The sequence below is a fragment of the Polaribacter pectinis genome (assembly GCF_014352875.1).
In the GTDB taxonomy this organism is placed as follows: Bacteria; Bacteroidota; Bacteroidia; order Flavobacteriales; family Flavobacteriaceae; genus Polaribacter; species Polaribacter pectinis.
This window is the reverse complement of record NZ_CP060695.1, coordinates 319,142-340,227: the sequence shown is the minus strand read 5'-3', so window position 1 is coordinate 340,227 and position 21,086 is coordinate 319,142. Positions and strand designations below refer to the sequence as shown.

The 21,086-nt window shown below is 30.4% G+C and carries 23 protein-coding genes; 18 read left to right on the top strand and 5 right to left on the bottom strand.

The window, feature by feature from the left end:
- Positions 1–8: 8 nt before the first annotated feature.
- On the top strand, positions 9–380 hold the full coding sequence (locus H9W90_RS01655; protein ID WP_187482749.1) for a DUF2493 domain-containing protein: 372 nt from the start codon (positions 9–11) through the stop codon (positions 378–380).
- Positions 381–419: 39 nt separating this feature from the next.
- Here H9W90_RS01655 and H9W90_RS01650 read toward each other — a convergent pair whose 3' ends face one another.
- Genes H9W90_RS01650 through H9W90_RS01635 form a run of 4 tightly spaced genes read right to left on the bottom strand, consistent with a single transcriptional unit; the run spans position 420 to position 1,988 of the window.
- Positions 420–608, bottom strand: a complete 189-nt coding sequence (locus H9W90_RS01650) for a hypothetical protein (RefSeq protein ID WP_187482748.1) — start codon at positions 606–608, stop codon at positions 420–422.
- Positions 609–611: 3 nt separating this feature from the next.
- Positions 612–830: a hypothetical protein gene (locus H9W90_RS01645; protein WP_088352981.1), complete on the bottom strand. Its 219-nt coding sequence runs from the start codon at positions 828–830 to the stop codon at positions 612–614.
- Positions 808–1,230 (bottom strand): DUF5675 family protein, encoded by a 423-nt coding sequence (locus H9W90_RS01640; RefSeq protein ID WP_088352980.1) that lies wholly within the window; start codon positions 1,228–1,230, stop codon positions 808–810. The genes H9W90_RS01645 and H9W90_RS01640 overlap by 23 nt, the downstream gene beginning before the upstream one ends.
- A gap of 2 nt (positions 1,231–1,232) precedes the next feature.
- A complete protein-coding gene (locus H9W90_RS01635) occupies positions 1,233–1,988 on the bottom strand; it encodes a hypothetical protein (protein WP_187482747.1) in 756 nt (251 codons plus the stop codon).
- Between the two features lie 159 nt (positions 1,989–2,147).
- On the opposite strand from H9W90_RS01635, the gene H9W90_RS01630 reads away from it, so the two are divergent.
- The 8 genes from H9W90_RS01630 to H9W90_RS01595 all read left to right on the top strand — a co-directional run bounded on the left by H9W90_RS01630 (position 2,148) and on the right by H9W90_RS01595 (position 11,677).
- On the top strand, positions 2,148–2,345 hold the full coding sequence (locus H9W90_RS01630) for a hypothetical protein (protein ID WP_187483907.1): 198 nt from the start codon (positions 2,148–2,150) through the stop codon (positions 2,343–2,345).
- Between the two features lie 367 nt (positions 2,346–2,712).
- Complete coding sequence (locus H9W90_RS01625; RefSeq protein WP_254712515.1) at positions 2,713–3,135, top strand: HYC_CC_PP family protein; 423 nt, start codon at positions 2,713–2,715, stop codon at positions 3,133–3,135.
- 109 nt (positions 3,136–3,244) lie between these two features.
- Positions 3,245–7,018 carry an efflux RND transporter permease subunit gene (locus H9W90_RS01620; protein ID WP_187482746.1) on the top strand — a complete coding sequence of 1,258 codons (3,774 nt, stop codon included), beginning with the start codon at positions 3,245–3,247 and terminating at the stop codon, positions 7,016–7,018.
- 1 nt (position 7,019) lies between these two features.
- A complete protein-coding gene (locus tag H9W90_RS01615; RefSeq protein WP_187482745.1) occupies positions 7,020–8,255 on the top strand; it encodes a TolC family protein in 1,236 nt (411 codons plus the stop codon).
- 2 nt (positions 8,256–8,257) lie between these two features.
- On the top strand, positions 8,258–8,980 hold the full coding sequence (locus H9W90_RS01610; protein ID WP_187482744.1) for a heavy-metal-associated domain-containing protein: 723 nt from the start codon (positions 8,258–8,260) through the stop codon (positions 8,978–8,980).
- Between the two features lie 12 nt (positions 8,981–8,992).
- A complete protein-coding gene (locus H9W90_RS01605) occupies positions 8,993–9,487 on the top strand; it encodes a DUF305 domain-containing protein (RefSeq protein WP_187482743.1) in 495 nt (164 codons plus the stop codon).
- Entirely contained in the window at positions 9,477–11,243 is a 1,767-nt protein-coding gene (locus H9W90_RS01600) for an efflux RND transporter periplasmic adaptor subunit (protein ID WP_187482742.1), read from the top strand. Before H9W90_RS01605 ends, H9W90_RS01600 begins: the two co-directional genes overlap by 11 nt.
- Before the next feature lie 32 nt (positions 11,244–11,275).
- Positions 11,276–11,677, top strand: a complete 402-nt coding sequence (locus H9W90_RS01595) for a heavy-metal-associated domain-containing protein (RefSeq protein ID WP_187482741.1) — start codon at positions 11,276–11,278, stop codon at positions 11,675–11,677.
- Between the two features lie 82 nt (positions 11,678–11,759).
- Here H9W90_RS01595 and H9W90_RS01590 read toward each other — a convergent pair whose 3' ends face one another.
- On the bottom strand, positions 11,760–12,851 hold the full coding sequence (locus tag H9W90_RS01590; RefSeq protein ID WP_187482740.1) for a formylglycine-generating enzyme family protein: 1,092 nt from the start codon (positions 12,849–12,851) through the stop codon (positions 11,760–11,762).
- Positions 12,852–13,061: 210 nt separating this feature from the next.
- Between H9W90_RS01590 and H9W90_RS01585 the strand changes: the two genes are divergently transcribed.
- The 9 genes from H9W90_RS01585 to folE all read left to right on the top strand — a co-directional run bounded on the left by H9W90_RS01585 (position 13,062) and on the right by folE (position 21,084).
- Positions 13,062–13,685 carry a flavin reductase family protein gene (locus H9W90_RS01585; RefSeq protein WP_187482739.1) on the top strand — a complete coding sequence of 208 codons (624 nt, stop codon included), beginning with the start codon at positions 13,062–13,064 and terminating at the stop codon, positions 13,683–13,685.
- A gap of 5 nt (positions 13,686–13,690) precedes the next feature.
- On the top strand, positions 13,691–15,112 hold the full coding sequence (locus H9W90_RS01580) for an SDR family oxidoreductase (protein ID WP_187482738.1): 1,422 nt from the start codon (positions 13,691–13,693) through the stop codon (positions 15,110–15,112).
- A 2-nt stretch (positions 15,113–15,114) separates the two neighbouring features.
- Positions 15,115–15,255 carry a DUF2256 domain-containing protein gene (locus tag H9W90_RS01575; protein WP_187482737.1) on the top strand — a complete coding sequence of 47 codons (141 nt, stop codon included), beginning with the start codon at positions 15,115–15,117 and terminating at the stop codon, positions 15,253–15,255.
- The gene (locus H9W90_RS01570) at positions 15,225–16,535 is read left to right on the top strand and encodes a DASH family cryptochrome (protein WP_187482736.1); all 1,311 of its coding nucleotides are present in this window, start codon (positions 15,225–15,227) and stop codon (positions 16,533–16,535) included. The genes H9W90_RS01575 and H9W90_RS01570 overlap by 31 nt, the downstream gene beginning before the upstream one ends.
- Complete coding sequence (locus H9W90_RS01565; protein WP_187482735.1) at positions 16,536–18,020, top strand: cryptochrome/photolyase family protein; 1,485 nt, start codon at positions 16,536–16,538, stop codon at positions 18,018–18,020. It abuts the gene before it with no gap.
- On the top strand, positions 18,013–19,491 hold the full coding sequence (locus tag H9W90_RS01560) for a cryptochrome/deoxyribodipyrimidine photo-lyase family protein (RefSeq protein WP_187482734.1): 1,479 nt from the start codon (positions 18,013–18,015) through the stop codon (positions 19,489–19,491). Before H9W90_RS01565 ends, H9W90_RS01560 begins: the two co-directional genes overlap by 8 nt.
- A 121-nt stretch (positions 19,492–19,612) precedes the next feature.
- Positions 19,613–20,047: a hypothetical protein gene (locus H9W90_RS01555; protein ID WP_187482733.1), complete on the top strand. Its 435-nt coding sequence runs from the start codon at positions 19,613–19,615 to the stop codon at positions 20,045–20,047.
- Positions 20,048–20,058: 11 nt separating this feature from the next.
- Positions 20,059–20,331, top strand: coding sequence for a TIGR03643 family protein (locus tag H9W90_RS01550; RefSeq protein WP_187482732.1), 273 nt, complete (start codon positions 20,059–20,061; stop codon positions 20,329–20,331).
- A 60-nt stretch (positions 20,332–20,391) separates the two neighbouring features.
- A complete protein-coding gene (folE, locus tag H9W90_RS01545; protein ID WP_187482731.1) occupies positions 20,392–21,084 on the top strand; it encodes a GTP cyclohydrolase I FolE in 693 nt (230 codons plus the stop codon).
- Positions 21,085–21,086 lie beyond the last annotated feature (2 nt).

Below are 21,086 nucleotides of genomic sequence, written 5' to 3'. Positions count from 1 at the left end.
ATTAAACTATGAAAATAATTATAGCTGGGAGCAGAAACTTCAACAACTATCAAAAATTAAAACAAGAATGTGATAAATTTCTCCAGGATTATAAAAATATCGAGATTGTATCTGGAGCTCATTACAAAGGTGCAGACAAATTAGGAGAGAAATACGCATCCGAAAAAAAAATCAAAATCATAAAATTTCCGGCTGATTGGATAAAATACGGAAAAGCTGCTGGTCCAAAAAGAAATAATCAAATGGCAATATATGCAGACGTATTAATTGCTTTTTGGGATGGAAAAAGTAAAGGAACAAAAAACATAATTCAACTTGCTAAACAAAGACATTTAAAAACTAGAATAATTCTCTTTGAAAACGAAATTCTTACTACCTAGTCAATGAAAAAAAAAAAAAAAGAATACCCAGTACTAAAACTAGGTATTCTTTTTTCGCTTTCTAAAAAACAACCACTTTAATAATGTAGAAACAGAAAAACTAACAATTGCTCCAATAACAGCCATAACAACAGTAAAAAGGATATCGTCTAAACTAATAGTAAAAACTGTAGAAAGTAATGTTCCCCCAACAACACCTGACTTTATTTGAATATCGTTCTGAAACATATTTTATTCATCCTTTTTTTCGTCAGAAACAACAGCTTGACTAACTGCTGTAGCTACAGTTCCTGCAACAGTCATATAGGTTGCCACAGTAATTATTGCAGCAGGTATACTAACAGGAGCTGCAATAATAGCACCTCCTGCAGTAGCTAATGCAATACCTATATTTCTTAATACTCTAAAAAATTTCGGAGTTGGTTTTTTATAACGTTCTATAATTTTCATAATTCTGTGATTTAATTTTTAATATTATTTTTTCTTTTCGGTCTTTAGCTTGATAAACTAATGATAATAGTTTCTGTAGTGCATCCTTGGAATATACACCTCTACCAATACCATTTAAGTAAGTTACAGGAGCAATACAGCCTTGTAAATCTTTTAAGGCATTATTTGCTGGATGAAATAAAATATAGCTTCTCCCTTTGACATTTTTCAAAATCAAATGATGTTGAAATCGTTTCGAAAATCTAGGAACAACTTCATAGGCTCCTTCAGGAATACAAGAAACATTTCTCTTATTATTTAACCAGGGTAACTCAATGGTATGACAAAGAAAATTATCAGAAGAAAAGAGAGTACCGTTAGTACCCTCTTTAAAATAAGCTCTTTGAAGCACTAACTCCATTATTATGGAGTATCAATTGTAACAACAGATAAAGCATTGTAAGCACCATTTTTAAGGGCATACATTTCTCCATTTACTTCTTGATAAAACTCTACACCTAAAACCTGTACTACTGGTAATGTAGAATTAGCAGTAATTGTTGCAGATAATGCAATTGCAGCAGTATTTGCAGCAGTATAAGGCAAAATTGCTGTTTCATCATTTTCAAATGTTGAAGTTTCATTTACAAAATCTAATTCAGAAGCCCCCATTACTACTTTAAAATGGGTAGTTCCTGCAGGTGCAGCAATTCTAACAGTTGGTGAAAATGCAGCCAAATCTAAAGTTGCATCTCCAGAAACTCTGTCAAATGTTTTTGTAAATGCAGCAAATAAAGTTGCTCCTAACTTTCCATTCAAATTGAATTCAAAACCCTCTAAAAGGCTTAAATTTCCATCTTGCAACGTTCTTAAACCTCTTTCATTAGTCGTATCTGTCTTTGTGATAGCCACTAAAGATTTTGTCAAACGAGAGACAACTCTTTTGTCCTTTGCATTTTGCAAAAGCACACGAATTGCATTTCGCAATACTTTACCACCTTTACCAGCTCTTCCAAATTCAGAACCATTTTCACGAGTTCTTTGAAAGGCAGGATCATTCTGAATTCTGCTTTTATCCACACCTCCTTTTTCACGTGCAAGGTGTCCATCACTTGTTTTATAAAAAGAAATACCTCCGATAGTTCCTTTTAGTTTAATAATTCCTGTTTGTTTTGCCATAATTTTACATTTTTTATGATTAATCTTTCAAATCACGTAACTTTATGACTTACTAAAGAAAAAGAGAAACCGATTAAAACCATTCTTACCGATTAAACCTAATTACTCCTAAAATGACACTACTGGTTTTAAGTATGGTTAAAGCATAGATAAAGTATGATGATTACAAAAAGAGCTTGTATATACCCAAAGGACATTCAACGCATCACAGGACGAAGTGAGCGTTATTGTCGCAAGCTTATTAACATCATAAAAGAATATTTAGACAAAGAACCTCATCAATTTATAACAGTAAAGGATTTTGCTATTTATAGTGGTATTGAAGAAGAAATTATTAATCAATACTTAATAGATTAACCATAATATTTGATGCTATTTATCTGGTTTTAATGAAGTTAAATTCGTAAATTTGTTAAAGACGTTCTATCAAAATATACTATTTCAATTTAACTAATAGGTCAACAATTCGGTTCACACTGTTTTAGTCTTTTTCCTAAAGTATTGATTTTACTGCATAGTGGCGGTTGAGTTATCATCCTGCCACCCCGACTAAAACCAGTAACTTTGTTACTGGTTTTTTTGTGGAATAATTATATTCATTGTTTTAAGTTCACACATTTTAATATGATTTAGAAAAACATAATAAAATCTTAAAAGTCAAGATTGACTGTTTTAACATAACTTTTAATCCATATTATAACTATTTTGTACCTTTGTATTTAGAATGACAAAATTTTCTCATAAAATATTAGCTGTTTTAATGTCGTTTGTAGTTTTATTTTCTACAACTTCATTTGCTATCACAAAACATTTTTGTGGGGATACTCTTGTAGATACTTCTGTTTTTAGCCAAGCATCCACTTGTAGAATGGAAAGTCAGAAAGATACTTCTGTAGCTATTTCTGATTGTTCTGTCGTTAAAAAAGATTGTTGTACTGATGAACAATTGTTAGTTGATGGACAAGATGAAGTACAACTACAAGTTGATAACATTACTTTTAACCAAGAATTGTTTATTGCTTCATTTATCTATACTTACATAAATCTTTTCGAAGGTTTAGATAACAATGTTTCTAATTATTCAGCATACAAACCACCACTCGTCATAAAAGAACTATACAAAGTTGACGAGACTTATTTAATTTGATTTTTAAACAATAGACTGTAATATCCTATAACTGCAATGTTATAAGGATAATTTGTTGAATTCGGTGTTTTTCTAACACCAATGTCTAACTGTTTAATTATCAAAACTAATGCTAAATAAAAGCATCAAATTTCTAATAGAAAATAAACTCGTCTCAGTTTTATTACTCTTACTTTTTGTGGGTTGGGGAACTGTAAATGCTCCTTTTAATTGGAATATTCCATTTTTACCAAGCAATCCTGTTGCTGTAGATGCGATTCCAGATATTGGTGAAAATCAGCAAATTGTATTTACAAAATGGGATGGTCGCTCACCACAAGATATCGAAGACCAAATTACCTATCCTTTAACAACTTCGTTATTGGGAATTCCTGGAGTAAAAACAATCAGAAGTTCATCTATGTTTGGTTTTTCTAGTATTTACATCATTTTTGAAGAAGATATTGAGTTTTATTGGAGCAGAAGTCGAATTTTAGAAAAACTAAATTCACTACCAAGCAATTTATTACCAGAAGGTGTAAACCCTGCTTTAGGGCCAGATGCAACAGGTTTGGGGCAAATTTTTTGGTACACGCTTGAAGGTCGTGATGAAAAGGGAAATGTTACTGGTGGTTGGGATTTACAAGAATTACGAAGTATTCAAGATTACTATGTAAAATACGGATTATCATCAGCAAGTGGCGTTTCTGAAGTTGCTTCAATTGGTGGCTATGTTCAAGAATATCAAGTAGATGTGAATCCAGAATTAATGCGACAATACAAAATTGGTCTAAATCAAGTTGTAAAAGCGGTTAAAAGTAGCAATCAAGATATTGGAGCACAGACTTTAGAAATCAATCAAGCTGAATATTTAGTTCGTGGTTTAGGCTATATAAAATCGATTGAAGATATTGAAAACGCTGTGGTTACTTCCGAAGATTTTACAGCCATCAAAATAAAAGATATTGGTAAAGTTACTTTAGGCCCAGCAACAAGAAGAGGCTTGTTAGATAAAGAAGGTGCAGAAGTTGTTGGTGGAGTTGTAGTTGCAAGATATGGCGCAAATCCTATGGAAGTAATTACGAATGTAAAAACTCAAATTGAAGAATTAAAAGGAGGTTTACCAACGAAAGTTTTAGCAGATGGAAGAATATCTCAATTAACAATTGTTCCTTTTTATGATAGAACAGAACTAATTCACGAAACATTAGACACCTTAAATGAAGCGTTAACATTAGAAATTCTCATTACCATTTTAGTAATTATTGTAATGGTTTTTAATCTTCGAGCTTCCATTTTAATCTCTGGTTTATTACCAGTTGCAGTATTAATGGTTTTTGTTGCGATGAAACTATTTAATGTAGATGCAAATATTGTCGCACTTTCAGGAATTGCAATTGCCATTGGAACCATGGTTGATGTTGGCGTAATTCTCGCCGAAAATATGATTCGTCATTTAGATGATGAAAAACTACAAGCTCGTGAAGATGGAACAAAATTTACCACAGATGAGATAGTTTACAATGCAACAGCAGAAGTTTCTGGTGCAATTTTAACAGCCGTTTTAACGACGATTATCAGTTTTATTCCAGTATTTACAATGATTGGTGCAGAGGGAAAATTATTTAGACCTTTGGCTTTTACCAAAACAATGGCATTATCTGCATCTTTGGTAATTGCTTTGTTTTTAATTCCTCCTTTTGCAGCTTATTTATTCAGAAAAACATCCTTAAAAAATTCATTTAAATATCTTATAAACATTGCTTTAATAGTTGCTGGAATTGTAATTATAATTAGCGGATTTTGGTTAGGAAGTATTTTAATTGCTTTCGGAATTAATGGATTATTACTTGTTATAGGAAAGCTGAATCAGAAAAATAGCAATCTTATAAATATCATTATTTCTTGTACTGCTATTATATTTTTATTAGCAGAATATTGGCGTCCATTAGGTTTTAACAGAAGTATTTTTATCAATTTGATTTTTGTGGCTATAATTTGCTTTGGAATTTTAGGAATATTCTCTGTTTTTAGAAACTATTATTCCCAAATTTTAAAATGGGCTTTAGCGAATAAAATCTTGTTTTTAATGATTCCTACTGCTGTTCTTATTTCTGGAGGTTGGATTTTAAACAATACAGGAAAAGAATTTATGCCATCTTTAAATGAAGGTTCATTCTTATTAATGCCAACTTCATTGCCACATTCTGGTGTCGAAGAAAACAAACGCGTTTTACAACAATTAGATATGGCAGTTGCAACAATCCCAGAAGTTGAAACTGTGGTTGGTAAAGCTGGAAGAACAGAATCTGCTTTAGACCCTGCACCTTTATCTATGTATGAAAATATGATTCAGTATAAATCTGAATATATGCGTAATTCAGAAGGAAAAAGACAGCGTTATAAAATAAATAATGAAGGTGCTTTTGAATTGAAAAACGGACAATTTATTCAAAATCCGAATATTTCAGAAAATGCAAATTTTACAAAACTTGAACACAAACAACTTATCGAAGATAATGATGGCGAATTCTATAGAAACTGGCGACCAGAAATTAATTCTCCAGATGATATTTGGAATGAAATTGTAAAAGTTACCAAATTACCAGGCGTTACTTCTGCTCCAAAATTACAACCAATTGAAACAAGGTTGGTAATGCTACAAACAGGAATGCGTGCACCAATGGGAATTAAAGTTAAAGGACAAGATTTAAAACAAATTGAAGCTTTTGGTTTACAATTAGAAAGCCTTTTAAAACAAGCAGAAGGTGTAAAAGTAGAAGCTGTTTTTGCTGATAGAATCGTTGGAAAACCTTATCTATTAATTGATATTGATAGAGAAAAAATAGCTCGTTATGGAATTTCTATTGAAGATGTACAAAGTGTTTTAAAAGTTGCAGTTGGTGGAATGCAATTAACGCAAACTGTGGAAGGAAGAGAACGTTATGGAATTAGAGTGCGTTACCCAAGAGAATTACGTAACAATCCTGAATCGATAAAAGACATTTATATTCCTGTTGAAAAAGGAAATCCTGTTCCTTTAGGTGAATTAGCAACGATTAGATATGAGCAAGGTCCACAAGTAATTAAAAGTGAAGATACTTTTTTAGTGGGCTATGTATTGTTTGATAAGTTAGACGGTTTTGCGGAAGTTGATGTCGTTGAAAATGCACAGGAATTATTTCAACAAAAAATAGATGCTGGCGAATTGACTGTCCCAAAAGGCATCAGTTATAAATTTACAGGAACCTATGAAAACCAATTGCGAGCAGAAAAAACGTTGTCTGTGGTTGTTCCATTAGCTTTAGCAATTATTTTCTTGATTTTATATTTTCAGTTTAAATCGGTTTCTACTTCGCTGATGGTTTTTACAGGAATTACAGTGGCTTTTGCAGGTGGATTTATTATGATTTGGTTGTATGGACAAGATTGGTTTTTCAATTTTAGCTTTTTTGGAGAAAACATGAGGGATTTATTCAATATGAAAACCATTAATTTAAGTGTGGCAGTTTGGGTTGGTTTTATTGCATTATTTGGAATTGCAACAGACGATGGAGTTGTAATGGCAACGTATTTAACCCAAACTTTCAATCGTGAAAAACCTGCTAACAAGAAGAGTATTAGATTTTACGCTTTACAAGCTGGAGAAAAAAGGATTCGTCCTTGTTTAATGACAACAGTTACTACCATTTTGGCGCTTTTACCAGTTTTAACTTCCACAGGAAAAGGAAGCGATATTATGATTCCAATGGCAATTCCAATTTTTGGAGGAATGGTTATTGACATTACTTCCTATTTTATTGTGCCAGTTTTATATAGTTGGAGAGAAGAGTTGAAATTGAAAAGAATAGAGAAAAAAGAGCATAGAAAAAAGAGACAAGAACCAAGACAAATTGTTAATTAATATGAAAAATTTAGATATAAAATTTCAGGTAATCTTTACTCTTTGTTCTCTTTTCTTTGTTCTTAATTTTCAAAGTCAAGATTTGCAAAGCTATATAGAGCAAGCAACGGAAAACAATCCTACAATTCAAAAATTCGAATTGCAATATAATATTGCTTCCGAAAAAGTGAACGAGGTAAATACAATTCCGAATACGGAATTTGGTGCAGGATATTTTGTGAGTGAACCAGAAACCAGAACTGGAGCACAACGTTTTAAGATTTCAATAAAACAAATGTTGCCTTGGTTTGGTACAATTACTTCGAGAGAAAATTATATTTCTTCTATGGCAGATGCTAAATATGAAGATATTGTAATTGCAAAACGAAAAATAATCACCTCTGTTTCAAAATCTTATTATAATTTATATGAGAATAAAGCGAAACAAAAAGTTTTAGAGCAGAATATAAAACTACTTAAAACTTATGAAAAATTAGCGTTAACATCTGTTGAAGTTGGTAAAGCATCTGCAGTAGATGTTTTACGATTGCAAATGAGACAGAATGAAATGGCAGAATTATTAGCGGTTTTAAATCAACAATTTTTAGCTGAACAAACTACGTTTAATAAGCTCTTAAATCGTGACAAAGCAATTTCAGTAAATGTTATAAATAAGTTGAATATTCCTTCAGAAAATTTCGAAATAAATGTAGAAAATTTAGCAGTGCATCCAGAACTGTTGAAGTACGATAAGATTTATCAATCTGTAGAAAAATCAGAATTACTGAATCAGAAAGAAAATAATCCTATGATTGGTTTCGGTTTCGATTATGTAAATGTTGCAGAACGACCTAATATGAGTTTTACTGACAATGGTAAAGATATTTTAATGCCAATGGTTTCTATTTCTATTCCTATTTTCAATAATAGTTACAAATCGAAAACCAAACAAAATCAATTGCAACAACAAGAGATTTTAGCGCAAAAACAAGAACGTAAAAACAGATTAGAAACGATTTTAGACCAAGCAATAAATAACCGGATTTCTTCAAGAATAAGTTATAGAACGCAAACTAAAAATCTAAAGCAAGCGAAGAATGCTGAAGAAATTTTAATAAAAAGTTACGAGACAGGAACCATCGATTTTAATGACGTTTTAGACATTCAAGAATTGCAGTTGAAGTTTGAAATGAATCAAATTAAATCGATAAAAAACTACTATTTACAAACTACAATTATTAATTATTTAATTCAATAGAAATGAAACACACATATAAAATTACAGGAATGACTTGTGGAAACTGTAAAGCTTCCGTAGAAAAATATTTAGGCGAAATAGAAAGTGTTACCAATGTTTCTGTAAATCTCGAGAAAGAAGAAGCAGAAATTACTATGGAAAAACATATAGAAACGAAAGTTTTAAAAGATGCTTTACCTGAAAAATATACACTTTCAGAAAAGAAACAAGAAAAGAAAGAAATACCAGATGTTGCTTTTGATGGAATGGAAGAATCGAAATTTCAGCAATTAAAACCATTGTTTTTAATCATTTTTTACATTACAACAGCTGGTATCTTAATGAATTATAAAAACTGGAATTGGAGTGCATTTATGCTCGATTTTATGGGTTTATTCTACATTGTCTTTAGCTTTTTTAAAATGTTAGATTTAAAAGGATTTCCAGATTCTTTTAGAATGTACGATCCTTTGGCGAAGAGAATTCCTGTTTATGGAAAAATTTATCCATTTATAGAAACTGCTTTAGGATTGATGTTTTTGCTTCGTTTTGAAATAAACATAGCCTTAATAATTACACTTATTATTTTAGGAGTTACAACAGTTGGCGTTACAAAAACACTTTTAGATAAAAAAGCAATAAGATGTGCATGTCTTGGTACTGCTTTAAAATTACCAATGACAGAAGCCACTTTTATAGAAAATGCAATTATGATTGTTATGGCAGTTTTAATGTTAATCTTTTAAAAATCAAAAAATATGAAAAATTCAAATCAACATACAAACAAAGAAAACGGAATGAGTAATTATACAAAATTCTTTTTAATGTTAGGTTGCTCTTTTGTAGCAATGTACATCACAATGTACTTAAATACATATGAATTTGACCACGTTTATTTTAGCTTAACTCGTTTTTATATGTCTTGTTTAGGGATATCTACTATGGCTTTAATTATGTGGTTTTTTATGCGCAATATGTATCAAAATAAAAAGAAGAATATTGCTATTGTCTTTGGAAGTATTGTACTTTTTTTAGGTGCTTTAGGTTTGGTGCGTGAACAAAAATCTACAGTTGATGATGTTCTTTGGATGAAAGCAATGATTCCTCATCATTCAATTGCAATATTAACGAGTGAACGTGCAGACATTAAAGATTCCGAAGTAAAAAAATTAGCAAACGATATTATTAAAGCACAGAAAAAAGAAATTGAAGAAATGAAAGCGATGATAAAACGATTAGAAAATGAAAAATAAAAATGTAATAATTTATTTAGGAATACTTGCTTTTGGGTTGTTGTTAGGCTATTTTTTCTTCGGAAACTCTTCTGATAAAACAACTCATAATCATTCTGAAACATCCGAAAAAAATGAAATGTGGACCTGTTCTATGCATCCACAGATTATGAAAACAGAGCCTGGAGATTGTCCTATTTGTGGAATGGATTTAATTCCTGCAGAAAATAATTCTGAAGGTTTAATGGCAAACCAATTTAAGCTGACAGAAAATGCGATGGCTTTGGCCAATATTCAAACTTCTATTGTTGGCAAAGGTAAAATTGAAAAAAATGCAATTAAATTATCTGGAAAAATTGCAGAAAACGAGAACTTAAATACAGTTCAAGTTACGCATTATGCTGGAAGAATAGAGCGTTTGTTCGTTGCTTCAACTGGCGAAAAGATTAGAAATGGGCAATTAGTAGCAAGGATTTATTCGCCAGAATTATTTGCATCGCAACAAGAACTAATTACTGCATCTTCTATAAAAGAATCGCAACCAGAATTATATAAAGCGGTTCGTAAAAAGCTAAAAATTAAAAAACTGACAGATGCACAAATCAATTTGATAGAAAACTCAGGAAAACCAATTCAGAATTTTCCAATTTATGCTTCACAAACAGGAACAATTACCGAAAAAATGGTAGCAGAAGGAGATCATGTTGCTTTAGGAGAAGCATTGTTTAAAGTTTCGAATCTTTCTGTTGTTTGGGCAAATTTTGATGTGTATGAGAATCAAATTCATCTGTTCAAAAAAGGGCAAGAAATTTCTATAACCACGAATAACAATAAAGAAATAAAGGCAAAAGTAGACTTTATAGACCCAGTTTTAGATACAAAAACAAGAACTGTAAAATTAAGAGTTGTGCTTAATAATCGAGATAATGAATTGAAGCCAGGAATGTTTGTCGAAGGAAAAATTAAAGGAATCAATTCTAATGATGAAGAGATCGTAACAGTTCCATCATCTGCAGTTTTATGGACAGGAAAACGTTCTTTAGTCTATATAAAAACAAATACGAATGAAACTGTTTTTGAAATGCAAGAAGTTACATTGGGTAATAGAGTTGGTGAATTTTACGAAGTTTTAGAAGGCTTAAAAAATGGTGATGAAATTGTAACAAACGGAACTTTTACTGTGGATGCAGCTGCTCAATTACAAGGCAAAAAATCCATGATGAATAAAAAAGGTGGAAAAGTTATTACTGGTCACGAAAATCATCCTGAAATGGAAGAAAACACTTCATCAACAACAAACAATTTCAACAAAAATGAAAGAATAAAAGTATCTAAAGATTTTCAAAATCAATTAAAAAAAGTTTTTAATGAATACATAATTTTAAAAGATGCTTTGGTTGAAGATGATACAAAAAAAGTAATATCAGCATCAAAAAAAATGTTAGAAAACATATCTAAAGTAGATATGAAATTGCTAAAAGAAAATGAAACTCATAAAAAATGGATGTCTTTAGAAAAAGAAATAAAAGAAGTTGCCAATTCAATTTCTAAAACATCAAAAATAGATGAACAAAGAAATCATTTTAAAAACCTTTCGTTAAACTTAATTAGTGCTGTTCAAATATTCGGAATCAATGAAAAAGTATATGTAGAATTTTGTCCAATGGCAAATAGCAATAAAGGTGCCTATTGGTTAAGTAAAGAGGAAAAAGTAATCAACCCTTATTATGGAGAAAAAATGTTAACCTGTGGAGAAGTAAAACAAGTAGTAGAATAATAAAAATCAATTAATAATTAAATTTTAAACAAATGAAAAAAGTAATTTTAAGTTTAGTAATTATTACAGCAACAGTATTTACAAGCTGTAAAAATGAAGGTAAAAAAGAGACAAATACTAATAAAACTGAAGTTTCTAAAGAAATGGCAACAACAGATATTTCTTTTGGTGTAAGAGGAAATTGTGGTATGTGTAAAAGTACTATTGAAAAAGCAGCAAAAAATGTTGAAGGTGTTGCAACTGCAGCTTGGGATGTAGATAAAAAGAAAATTGATGTTTCTTTCGACGAGAGCAAAACAAGTGAAATGGATATTCATAAAGCAATTGCTGCCTCTGGTTACGATACAGAAAAAGCAAAAGGAGATTTAAATGCTTATGATGGTTTGCCTGGTTGTTGTAAATATGATCATAATATGGAAATGAATATTGAATAAGAATAAATTAAAACTTTAACCCAACAAAAAACCTTGATAGTACTTATTAAGGTTTTTTGTTATTCATAAAAAATAATCTATTTTATTTAGCTAATATTTCTGGAGTTGCCACTGTTCTAAAACCAATATGATCTGAACTAGAACTTGGTTCCATTCCCATTTTTGCAGAAATTCTAAAACTAGCACAATAAGATGCATGGCATAAAAAAGACCCACCCTTCATAACTCTTTCTAACTGATATGGATTTGAAGGTGTATAAGATTTATCTGCTCCTTTAGGGTTATTTAAAACTTCATTTGGGTTTAGAGATTGATAATAATTTACATTAAATAAATCTGTTGTCATTTCCCAAACATTACCAGCCATATCATAAATTCCAATACTATTCGCTGGATAAGATTTTATAGGTGAAATATATTCGAAACCATCTTTAGATTCATTTTTTATAGGAAATTGACCTTGCCAAGTATTTGCATTTGCATCTAAATCATCAAAATTATTTCCCCAAACAAAAATATCGTCAGAGTTATTACCTTGCGCTGCAGCTTCCCATTCTGCTTCTGTTGGCAATCTTCTGTTTGCCCATTTACAATATTCCAAAGCATCGAAATAACTTACATGAACCACAGGATAATTATCTTTGCCTTCAATAGAACTTCCAGGGCCTTCTGGCTGTTTCCAATTTGCACCAATCTTCCAAGTCCACCATTGCTGATAGTTATTCATAGAAACCACACCTTGTGCTTTTTTATTGAAAATTAAACTTCCTGGTTGTAAAATAGAATCAGCTGGTTTTTGAGTTTCTGCTGGTAAATCTTTTTTAATTTCGTCCCAATCAATTGGTTTTTCTGCTGTTGTAATATAATTTGTTGCTTCTACAAATTTTCTGAATTCTTGATTTGTAACTTCATTCACATCAATAAAAAAACCATCTACATGAACTTTATGAGCTGGTTTTTCTCTCATCATTGCATATTTATCACCTTCTTTCGCCCCCATTAAAAAAGTTTTAGAAGCTACCCAAACCATGCCTTCTGGGGTTTCAATTTCTGAAATATCTACTGATTTTTCAACTGCAACTTCACCTTTTGAAGCCTTCTCTTTTTTACAACCAATTATTAGTATAAAAGCTGATAAAAAAAGAAGTATTGAGTAATTTGATTTAGAGTACATAACTATAAATATTAAAAAATAATTTTAATACAAAGATACAATTGCTTTTAAAAACAAAGAGTTCGTAAATTATATTTTTTTGACCTTTTTATTTAGAAAACTTTAACTAATCTTGAATGTTATTTTGTTTAACTTTAAAGCAAAAAAAATAAACAAAATGTATCTTTGCTTTTGAGAATACTTTACAATTAAAAAAATTAAATATTACTAATGGCATTTTTTAACAGAAAAGACATAGATGAATTAGGCAAAATCTATAAAATAAATTTAATAAATAGTTGCTCTGGCTTTAAATCTGCAAATCTTTTAGGTTCTGTTTCTACAAAAGGAAAACCGAATGTTGCTGTTTTTAGCTCTGTAACACATTTAGGCTCAAACCCACCAACTTTGGGCTTTATTTTAAGACCAACAACAGTTCCAAGAAATACTCATAAGAATATAAAAGATACTGGCGTTTTTACCATCAATCATATTTTTGAAGATATTATAGAAGATGCTCATCATACTTCAGCAAAATATCCCGAAGAAATATCTGAATTTGATATGACAAATTTGGAAGAAGAATACAAAGGGAGTTTTAAGGCGCCTTTCGTAAAAAATAGCCCAGTTCAAATGAGTATGAAATTTGTTGAAGAAATTTACGTACCTTCTAACGATGTAATGTTAGTGGTTGCCCAAATTGAAGAATTATATATTAATGACAAACTTTTAGAAAAAGACGGACTCATAAATTTATCAAAAGGAAATGTAGCAACCATAAATGGTTTAGATACATATGCGATTCCTAAATTCAAAAAACAATTGTCTTACCAAAGACCAAAAAAACAACAATAAACTCTATGAAAATTCTCGTTACAGGAGCAACTGGCTATATTGGAAAACGATTAATTCCGTTATTATTAAATGACGGTCATACTGTAGTTTGTCCTGTTAGAGATTTTAAAAGAGCAGAAAATTACTTTAAAGAAAAAGAAAATGTAATTCTTGTTGAAGCAGATTTTTTAAATGCAGATAGTTTAGATAACATTCCTAAAGATATTGATATTGCTTATTATTTAATTCATTCTATGTCTAATTCTGCAAAAGAATTTCATGCTTTGGAAGAAAAATGCGCTTTTAACTTCAAAAAATTTGCAGAAACAACAACCTTAAAACAAGCCATTTATTTAAGTGGAATTACAAACGACACAAAACTGTCTAAACATTTATTATCAAGAAAAAATGTTGAAAACGCTTTAGCTTCAGAAAAATACGCATTAACCACTTTTAAAGCAGGAATAATCGTGGGTTCAGGAAGCTCATCTTTTGAAATTATTAGAGATTTGGTAGAGAAATTACCAGCAATGATTGCCCCAAAATGGCTAAATACAAAAACACAACCTTTAGCAATTAGAGATGTTTTATCATTTTTACACAATGCTTTGGACAGAAAAGAATTATACAACACTTCTTACGATATTTTTGGCCCAGAAATACTCACGTATAAAGAAATGTTATTGCAATTCGCTAAAGTTAGGAAATTAAAAAGAACCATTATTACAGTTCCTATAATGACACCCAAATTATCTTCCTACTGGTTATATTTTGTTACGTCAACTTCTTATAAACTGGCGAGTACTTTAGTAAACTCAATGGGTGTAGAAGTTATTGGAAATAAAAGTGACATTAATAAGATTTTGGATGTAAATCCTATGTCATACAAAGAAGCTGTAAAATTAGCTTTCAAAAAAATTGAACAAAATAGTATTGTTTCCAGCTGGAAAGATTCTTATGTAAGCAGTGGAAAATTAAAAAACTATGTTCATGAGTTTATAAATGTTCCTGAATATGGTTGCTTTAAAGATTTTAAGAAACGTAAAGTAAAAGACAAAGAAAGAACATTAAACAGAATTTGGGCAATTGGAGGAGAAACTGGTTGGTATTATGGAACTTTCTTGTGGAAAATACGTGGTTTTGTAGATCAGATTTTTGGTGGAGCAGGTTTGCGAAGAGGAAGAAGACACCCAACACAATTAAATGCTGGAGATGCTTTAGATTTTTGGCGAGTTATTTTTGCAGATAAAGAAAAAGGGAAACTCCTACTCTATGCAGAAATGGTTTTACCTGGTGAAGCTTGGTTAGAGTTTAAAATTGAAGATGGTATTTTATACCAAACTGCTACTTTTAGACCTCATGGATTGGCTGGAAGATTGTATTGGTATGCTGTGATGCCTTTTCATTGGTTCGTTTTCAACGGAATGATAAATAACATTAACAAGTAATTTTGAAAAAAAAGCATCTTCCTGAAAAAATATGTTTGGTCTGTGAAAAACCATTCACTTGGCGAAAAAAATGGGAAAAGAATTGGGAAGACGTAAAATATTGTAGCGAAAAATGCAGGAGAAACAAGAAAAAACAGGTTTAGTTTGGTTTCGTAATAACTTACGAGTAAATGATAATAGCTCTTTAAAAGAAGCTACAGAAAATCATAAAAAAGTAATTGCTGTTTATTTTTTTGATCCTAAATATTATAAAGTTGATGAATTTGGTTTCCAAAAAACAGCAAAATTTAGAGCAAAATTTTTAATTGAAACGATTGAAGATTTACAAAAAAACCTTTCGGATTTAAACATTACACTCCTCACCTATTTTAATGCTCCAGAAGACAAAATTCATACAATTTGTGATGAGTTTTCTATTGATACAATTTACACTCAAAAAGAATGGACAAAAGAGGAAATTGATACCAATGACTTGGTTAAAAATACGCTTTCTGATAACATTCCTTTTGTGGAAGATTACGACCAATTTTTATATCATCCTGAAACTGTTTCTAATGATTTTTCTAACACCCCAAATGTATTTACGCAATTTAGAAAGAAGATAGAAAAGACAGTTGAAATACAAGAAATAAGCTCTATTTCTAAACTTCCTGATGATAATTTAGTTGAAAACAGTACAGAAATTGTAAGTTTAAGAGATTTAGGTTTTGATGATTTCGAAGAAAATAAAAAATCGGCTTTTCCTTTTTCTGGTGGAGAAAACTCAGCTTTAGAAAGATTATATAACTACTTTTTTGAAACTAAAAAAGTTGCTTTTTATAAGAAAACTAGAAATGGTTTGATTGGGACTGATTATAGTACAAAATTTTCTGCTTGGTTGGCAAATGGCAGTATTTCTGCAAAAACTATTTATTGGAAAATTAAAGAATTTGAAGCTGAATTTGGCGCAAATCAATCTACATATTGGGTGATTTTTGAATTAATTTGGAGAGATTATTTTAAATACATTTCCTTAAAATACGATTCCAAAATCTTTAAAATAGGCGGAATTTTAGAAAAAGAATATCATTGGAACTCCGATTCAGAAATTATTCAAAAATGGATACATGGAGAAACAAAAGATGATTTTGTTAACGCCAATATGATAGAATTAAAAGAAACTGGTTGGATGAGCAACAGAGGAAGACAAAATGTTGCCTCTTATTTTGCCAAAGAGTTATTGCAAGATTGGCGAATTGGAGCTTCTTATTTCGAATCGATGTTGTTAGATTACGATGTACACAGTAATTATGGTAATTGGATGTATGTTGCTGGCGTTGGAAATGATCCAAGAGACCGAAAATTCAACACAAAATTGCAAGCAGAACGTTATGATACGAATCATAAATTTAGAAAATTATGGTTAGAAAAAACATTATTTTAAATGAGTAAGAAATCTGTACATATTATATTTCCGCATCAACTTTTTAAAACTTCTGAAGTATTAGATAAAGTGGATGATATTATTATAGTTGAAGAATATTTGTTTTTCAATCTGTATAAATTTCATCAACAAAAAATTGCTTTTCACAGAGCAAGTATGAAATCTTATGCTGATTTTTTAACCGAAAAAGGAAAAAAAGTAAATTATATTGAGGCTAAAAATGAGTTGAGCGATGTTCGAAAATTACTCCCAAAATTAGCAAAAGACGGTGTTACTGAAATCCATATTATCGATCCAACAGACAATTGGTTAGAAAAACACATTCAACAATCAAAAAAGAATTTAGAATTAATTTGGTATAATAATCCTTTGTTTATCAATACAAAAGAAGAGTTATCCATTTTTTTTAAACCTACAAAAAAGAAATTTTTCCAGACTTCATTTTATAAAAGTGAAAGAAAAAATAGAGATATTTTAATGGATGGAAAAAACCATGTTGGAGGTAAGTTAACTTTTGATGATGAAAACAGAAAGAAATATCCAAAGACAAAAACACCTCCAATAATTCAGTTTCCTGCGCAAAATAAATATCATAAAGAAGCTACAAAATATGTAAATGAAAACTTCTCTAAAAACTACGGAAAACTAAACGATTTTTTAGTATATCCTATCGATTTTAAATCTGCCCAAGAGTGGTTACAACAATTTTTTGAAGTCCGTTTTCACGAATTTGGCACTTATGAAGATGCTATTGTTAGAGAAGAACATTTTTTGAATCACAGTTTATTATCACCTTTAATAAATGTGGGTTTATTACACCCAAAATATGTTATTGACCAAGCTATAGCATTTGCGAATAAAAATGAGGTACCCATAAATTCAACAGAAGGATTTGTACGTCAAATTTTAGGTTGGCGAGAATTTATAAGAGGTGTTTACGAAGTAAAAGGAACTGAAGAACGCAACAAAAACTTTTGGAAATTCAACAGGAAAATTCCAAAATCTTTTTATGATGGTACAACTGGCATTCAACCCATAGATGATGTAATTAAAAAAGTAAATAAAACCGCTTACACACATCACATAGAGCGCTTAATGATTTTAGGAAATTTTATGGTCTTGTGTGAGTTTGACCCAGATGAAGTTTACCAATGGTTTATGGAACTTTTTATTGATGCTTACGATTGGGTAATGGTGCCCAATGTTTATGGAATGAGTTTGTTTGCAGATGGTGGTTTAATGAGCACAAAACCCTACATAAGTAGCAGTAATTACATCATGAAAATGAGCAATTACAAAAAAGGCGATTGGCAAAAAACTTGGGATGGTTTGTTCTGGACTTTTATGGACAAACACAGAGATTTCTTTTTAAGCAACCCAAGATTGGGAATGCTAATTAGAACTTTCGACAAAATGAATCAAGATAAAAAAGAAGAACATTTCGAAAATGCTAAATTATTTTTAAATCAATTAGACCATGAGTAACAGAGAAGAAATAAATGTTGTTTGGTTTAAACGCGATTTAAGAATCCAAGATAATGAGGCGATTTACAATGCTTTGGCATCAAAAAAAAGAGTGTTGTTTTTGTATGTTTTTGAAAAATCGCTTCAAAATGATTTGCATTATAGCGAACGTCATTGGAACTTTATAAAACAATCTTTAGTCGATTTGAACGAAGATTTAAAAGCTTTTAACTCAGAAATTTTATGCGTCTCTTCCGAAGTTACAACGACTTTTAATCAGCTTTTAAATAGTTATAAAATAAACACTGTTTTTTCGCATCAAGAAACTGGCTTATTACTAACCTATAATCGAGATAAAGATTTTGCTCGTTTTTGTAGAAATAATTCAATTAATTGGATAGAAAATAAAAATAATGCCATTTTAAGAGGCTTATTAAATAGAGAAGATTGGTTTGAACACTGGGAAGAATATATGAATTCCAATCAGATTAAAATCAATTTAAAAACGGAAAAACTTGTTTCTTCTGAAGAAATTAACGACTTAAAAAAAGGGTTTACTATTGTTGATTTAGAAACTCCTACTTCAAAAATATTTCAAAAAGGAGGCACAAAAACAGCCTGGAAATACGCAAAAACCTTCTTTGAAACAAGGCATAAACAATATATGTACAATATTTCGAAACCAGCTTTGGCAAGAGAAAGTTGTAGTCGATTATCGCCTTATATTTCTTGGGGAAATGTTTCTATCAAACAAATTTTTCAGCAAGCAAATGAAGCGAAGAATGACAATAATAAAAGACATTTAGATGCTTTTACTTCACGTTTAAGATGGCAGGCTCATTTTATTCAAAAATTTGAAATGGAACATACCATGGAAAATGCAAGTTTGAATAAAGGTTTTCAAAAATTGAAGAAAAGCATTTCAGAAAAGTACCAAGAAGCTTGGAGAAATGGGCAAACTGGTTTCCCTCTAGTCGATGCAAGTATGCGTTGTTTAAATGAAACCGGTTATTTAAACTTTAGAATGCGAGCATTATTGGTTTCATTTTTCACTCATATTTTGTGGCAACCTTGGCAAGATGCAAGCAAACATTTATCACAAATGTTTTTAGATTTCGAACCTGGCATTCACTTTCCTCAATTACAGATGAGTTCTGGCGATACTGGTTTAGACACGCTTCGCATTTATAACCCCATTAAGAACAGCAAAGAGCATGATGAAGATGCAACTTTTATAAAAAAATGGGTTCCAGAACTAGCAAATTTACCCACAGCATTTATTCATGAACCTTATTTAATGACTTCTTTAGATGAGCAATTTAATAATTTCCATTTAGGAACAGATTATCCTAAAACGATTGTAGACATTAAATTAACTCGTAAAAAAGCAACAGAAATTCTCTGGAAAATGAAAGACGACCCAGATGTTGTTGCAGAAAGCAGTAGAATTTTTAAAAAACATACCATTACAACCAGAGATAAAATGCTGTAGTTTCTATTAAAACAGAATTTTTATTACTTCCTTATTACACTGATTGTTAATACTTTCTTAATTTTTGTTTATCAATAACAAATAATAGTTAAACAAAAATATATTTTATGTATCTTTGAGTGTGATTTTTAATACAACACATAAAAATAAAGATGAAGAAGCTACTATAAATGATTTAGTAGGATCTGCTTACACTTTTTTTGAAGCTATAAAAAAGAAAGGTGTAGGTTCTAAAAGAATGATGGTTTCTGATGTAAGCCCTAATTTCAGAAATATAATGAATGTCGTTTCTGATATTAACTATGCAAATATCGAAATCAGAAAAAAAGGAATTTTAGTTCATATTAATAAAGGACTCAAAAACTTCAGTTGGGCAATTCCTTTTTATCAACTTTATATGTATAAAACAGATGGTTTTAGCATACACGCACAAGGAAACTTTGTAAGATTTACAAGTAATAAATTACTAAAAGAAAATAAAAAATTTATTGACAAATTGGTGGACTTAAAAATTGAAAACGACAAGAATTACGAGTTTTATGACGCTATAAATTAAATTGATTGAGTATGGTTTTAGATGGTATAGCAATTGATAGAATAATAGAGATGGCTTGGGAAGACAGAACAACTTTCGAAGCAATTAATTTTCAATTCGGATTAAAAGAACAAGAAGTTATCGATTTAATGCGAAGAGAAATGAAGCCGAAAAGCTTTAAAATGTGGCGAGAAAGAGTTCAAGGAAGGAAAACGAAACACGAGAAATTAAGAACTTTCGAAAAAGGAAGATTTAAGTGTTCGAGGCAAAAATCAATATCAAACAACTCTATAGCAAAAAGATAAAAACCGTGCTTTGCTTTTAAGTTTAGAGTACTTAAAGACAGCACATTAAAAAGACAAATTATGATTACAGAAATAATACCAAAAGAAATTTCAGAAAAATTAAACGGCTTTTCATTCGAAGAAGTTGGAGACGACCACTTATTTACGGGTTTACAAACTCCAATGAAAGCGAATGCATTTGAAATTTCTGATGAAAAGAAAAAAGAAAAAATAGCGCATTTATTTTCAGAAATAATGGATGTAATGGGATTGGATTTAACTGATGATTCTTTACAAGGTACTCCAAAAAGAGTTGCCAAAATGTATATTGATGAAATATTCAGCGGATTAAACCCGGCAAATAAACCAAAAGTTGCTTTGTTTGATAACAAATATCAATACAACCAAATGTTGGTGGAAAAAAATATTACTTTCTATTCTAATTGCGAGCATCATTTTGTGCCAATTATTGGAAAAGCACATGTTGCCTATATTTCATCAGGAAAAGTAATCGGACTTTCTAAATTGAACAGAATCGTACAATATTATGCAAAAAGACCGCAAGTTCAAGAAAGATTAACAAACCAAATTGCGGAAGAATTAAAAGGAATTTTAAACACAGAAGATGTTGCAGTAATAATTGATGCAAAACATTTATGTGTTTCTTCAAGAGGAATTAAAGATGATACTTCTTCTACTGTCACCTCTTATTTTGGAGGAAAATTCCAAAATCAAGAAAAAATAGCAGAATTACAAAACACTTTAAATTACTAATT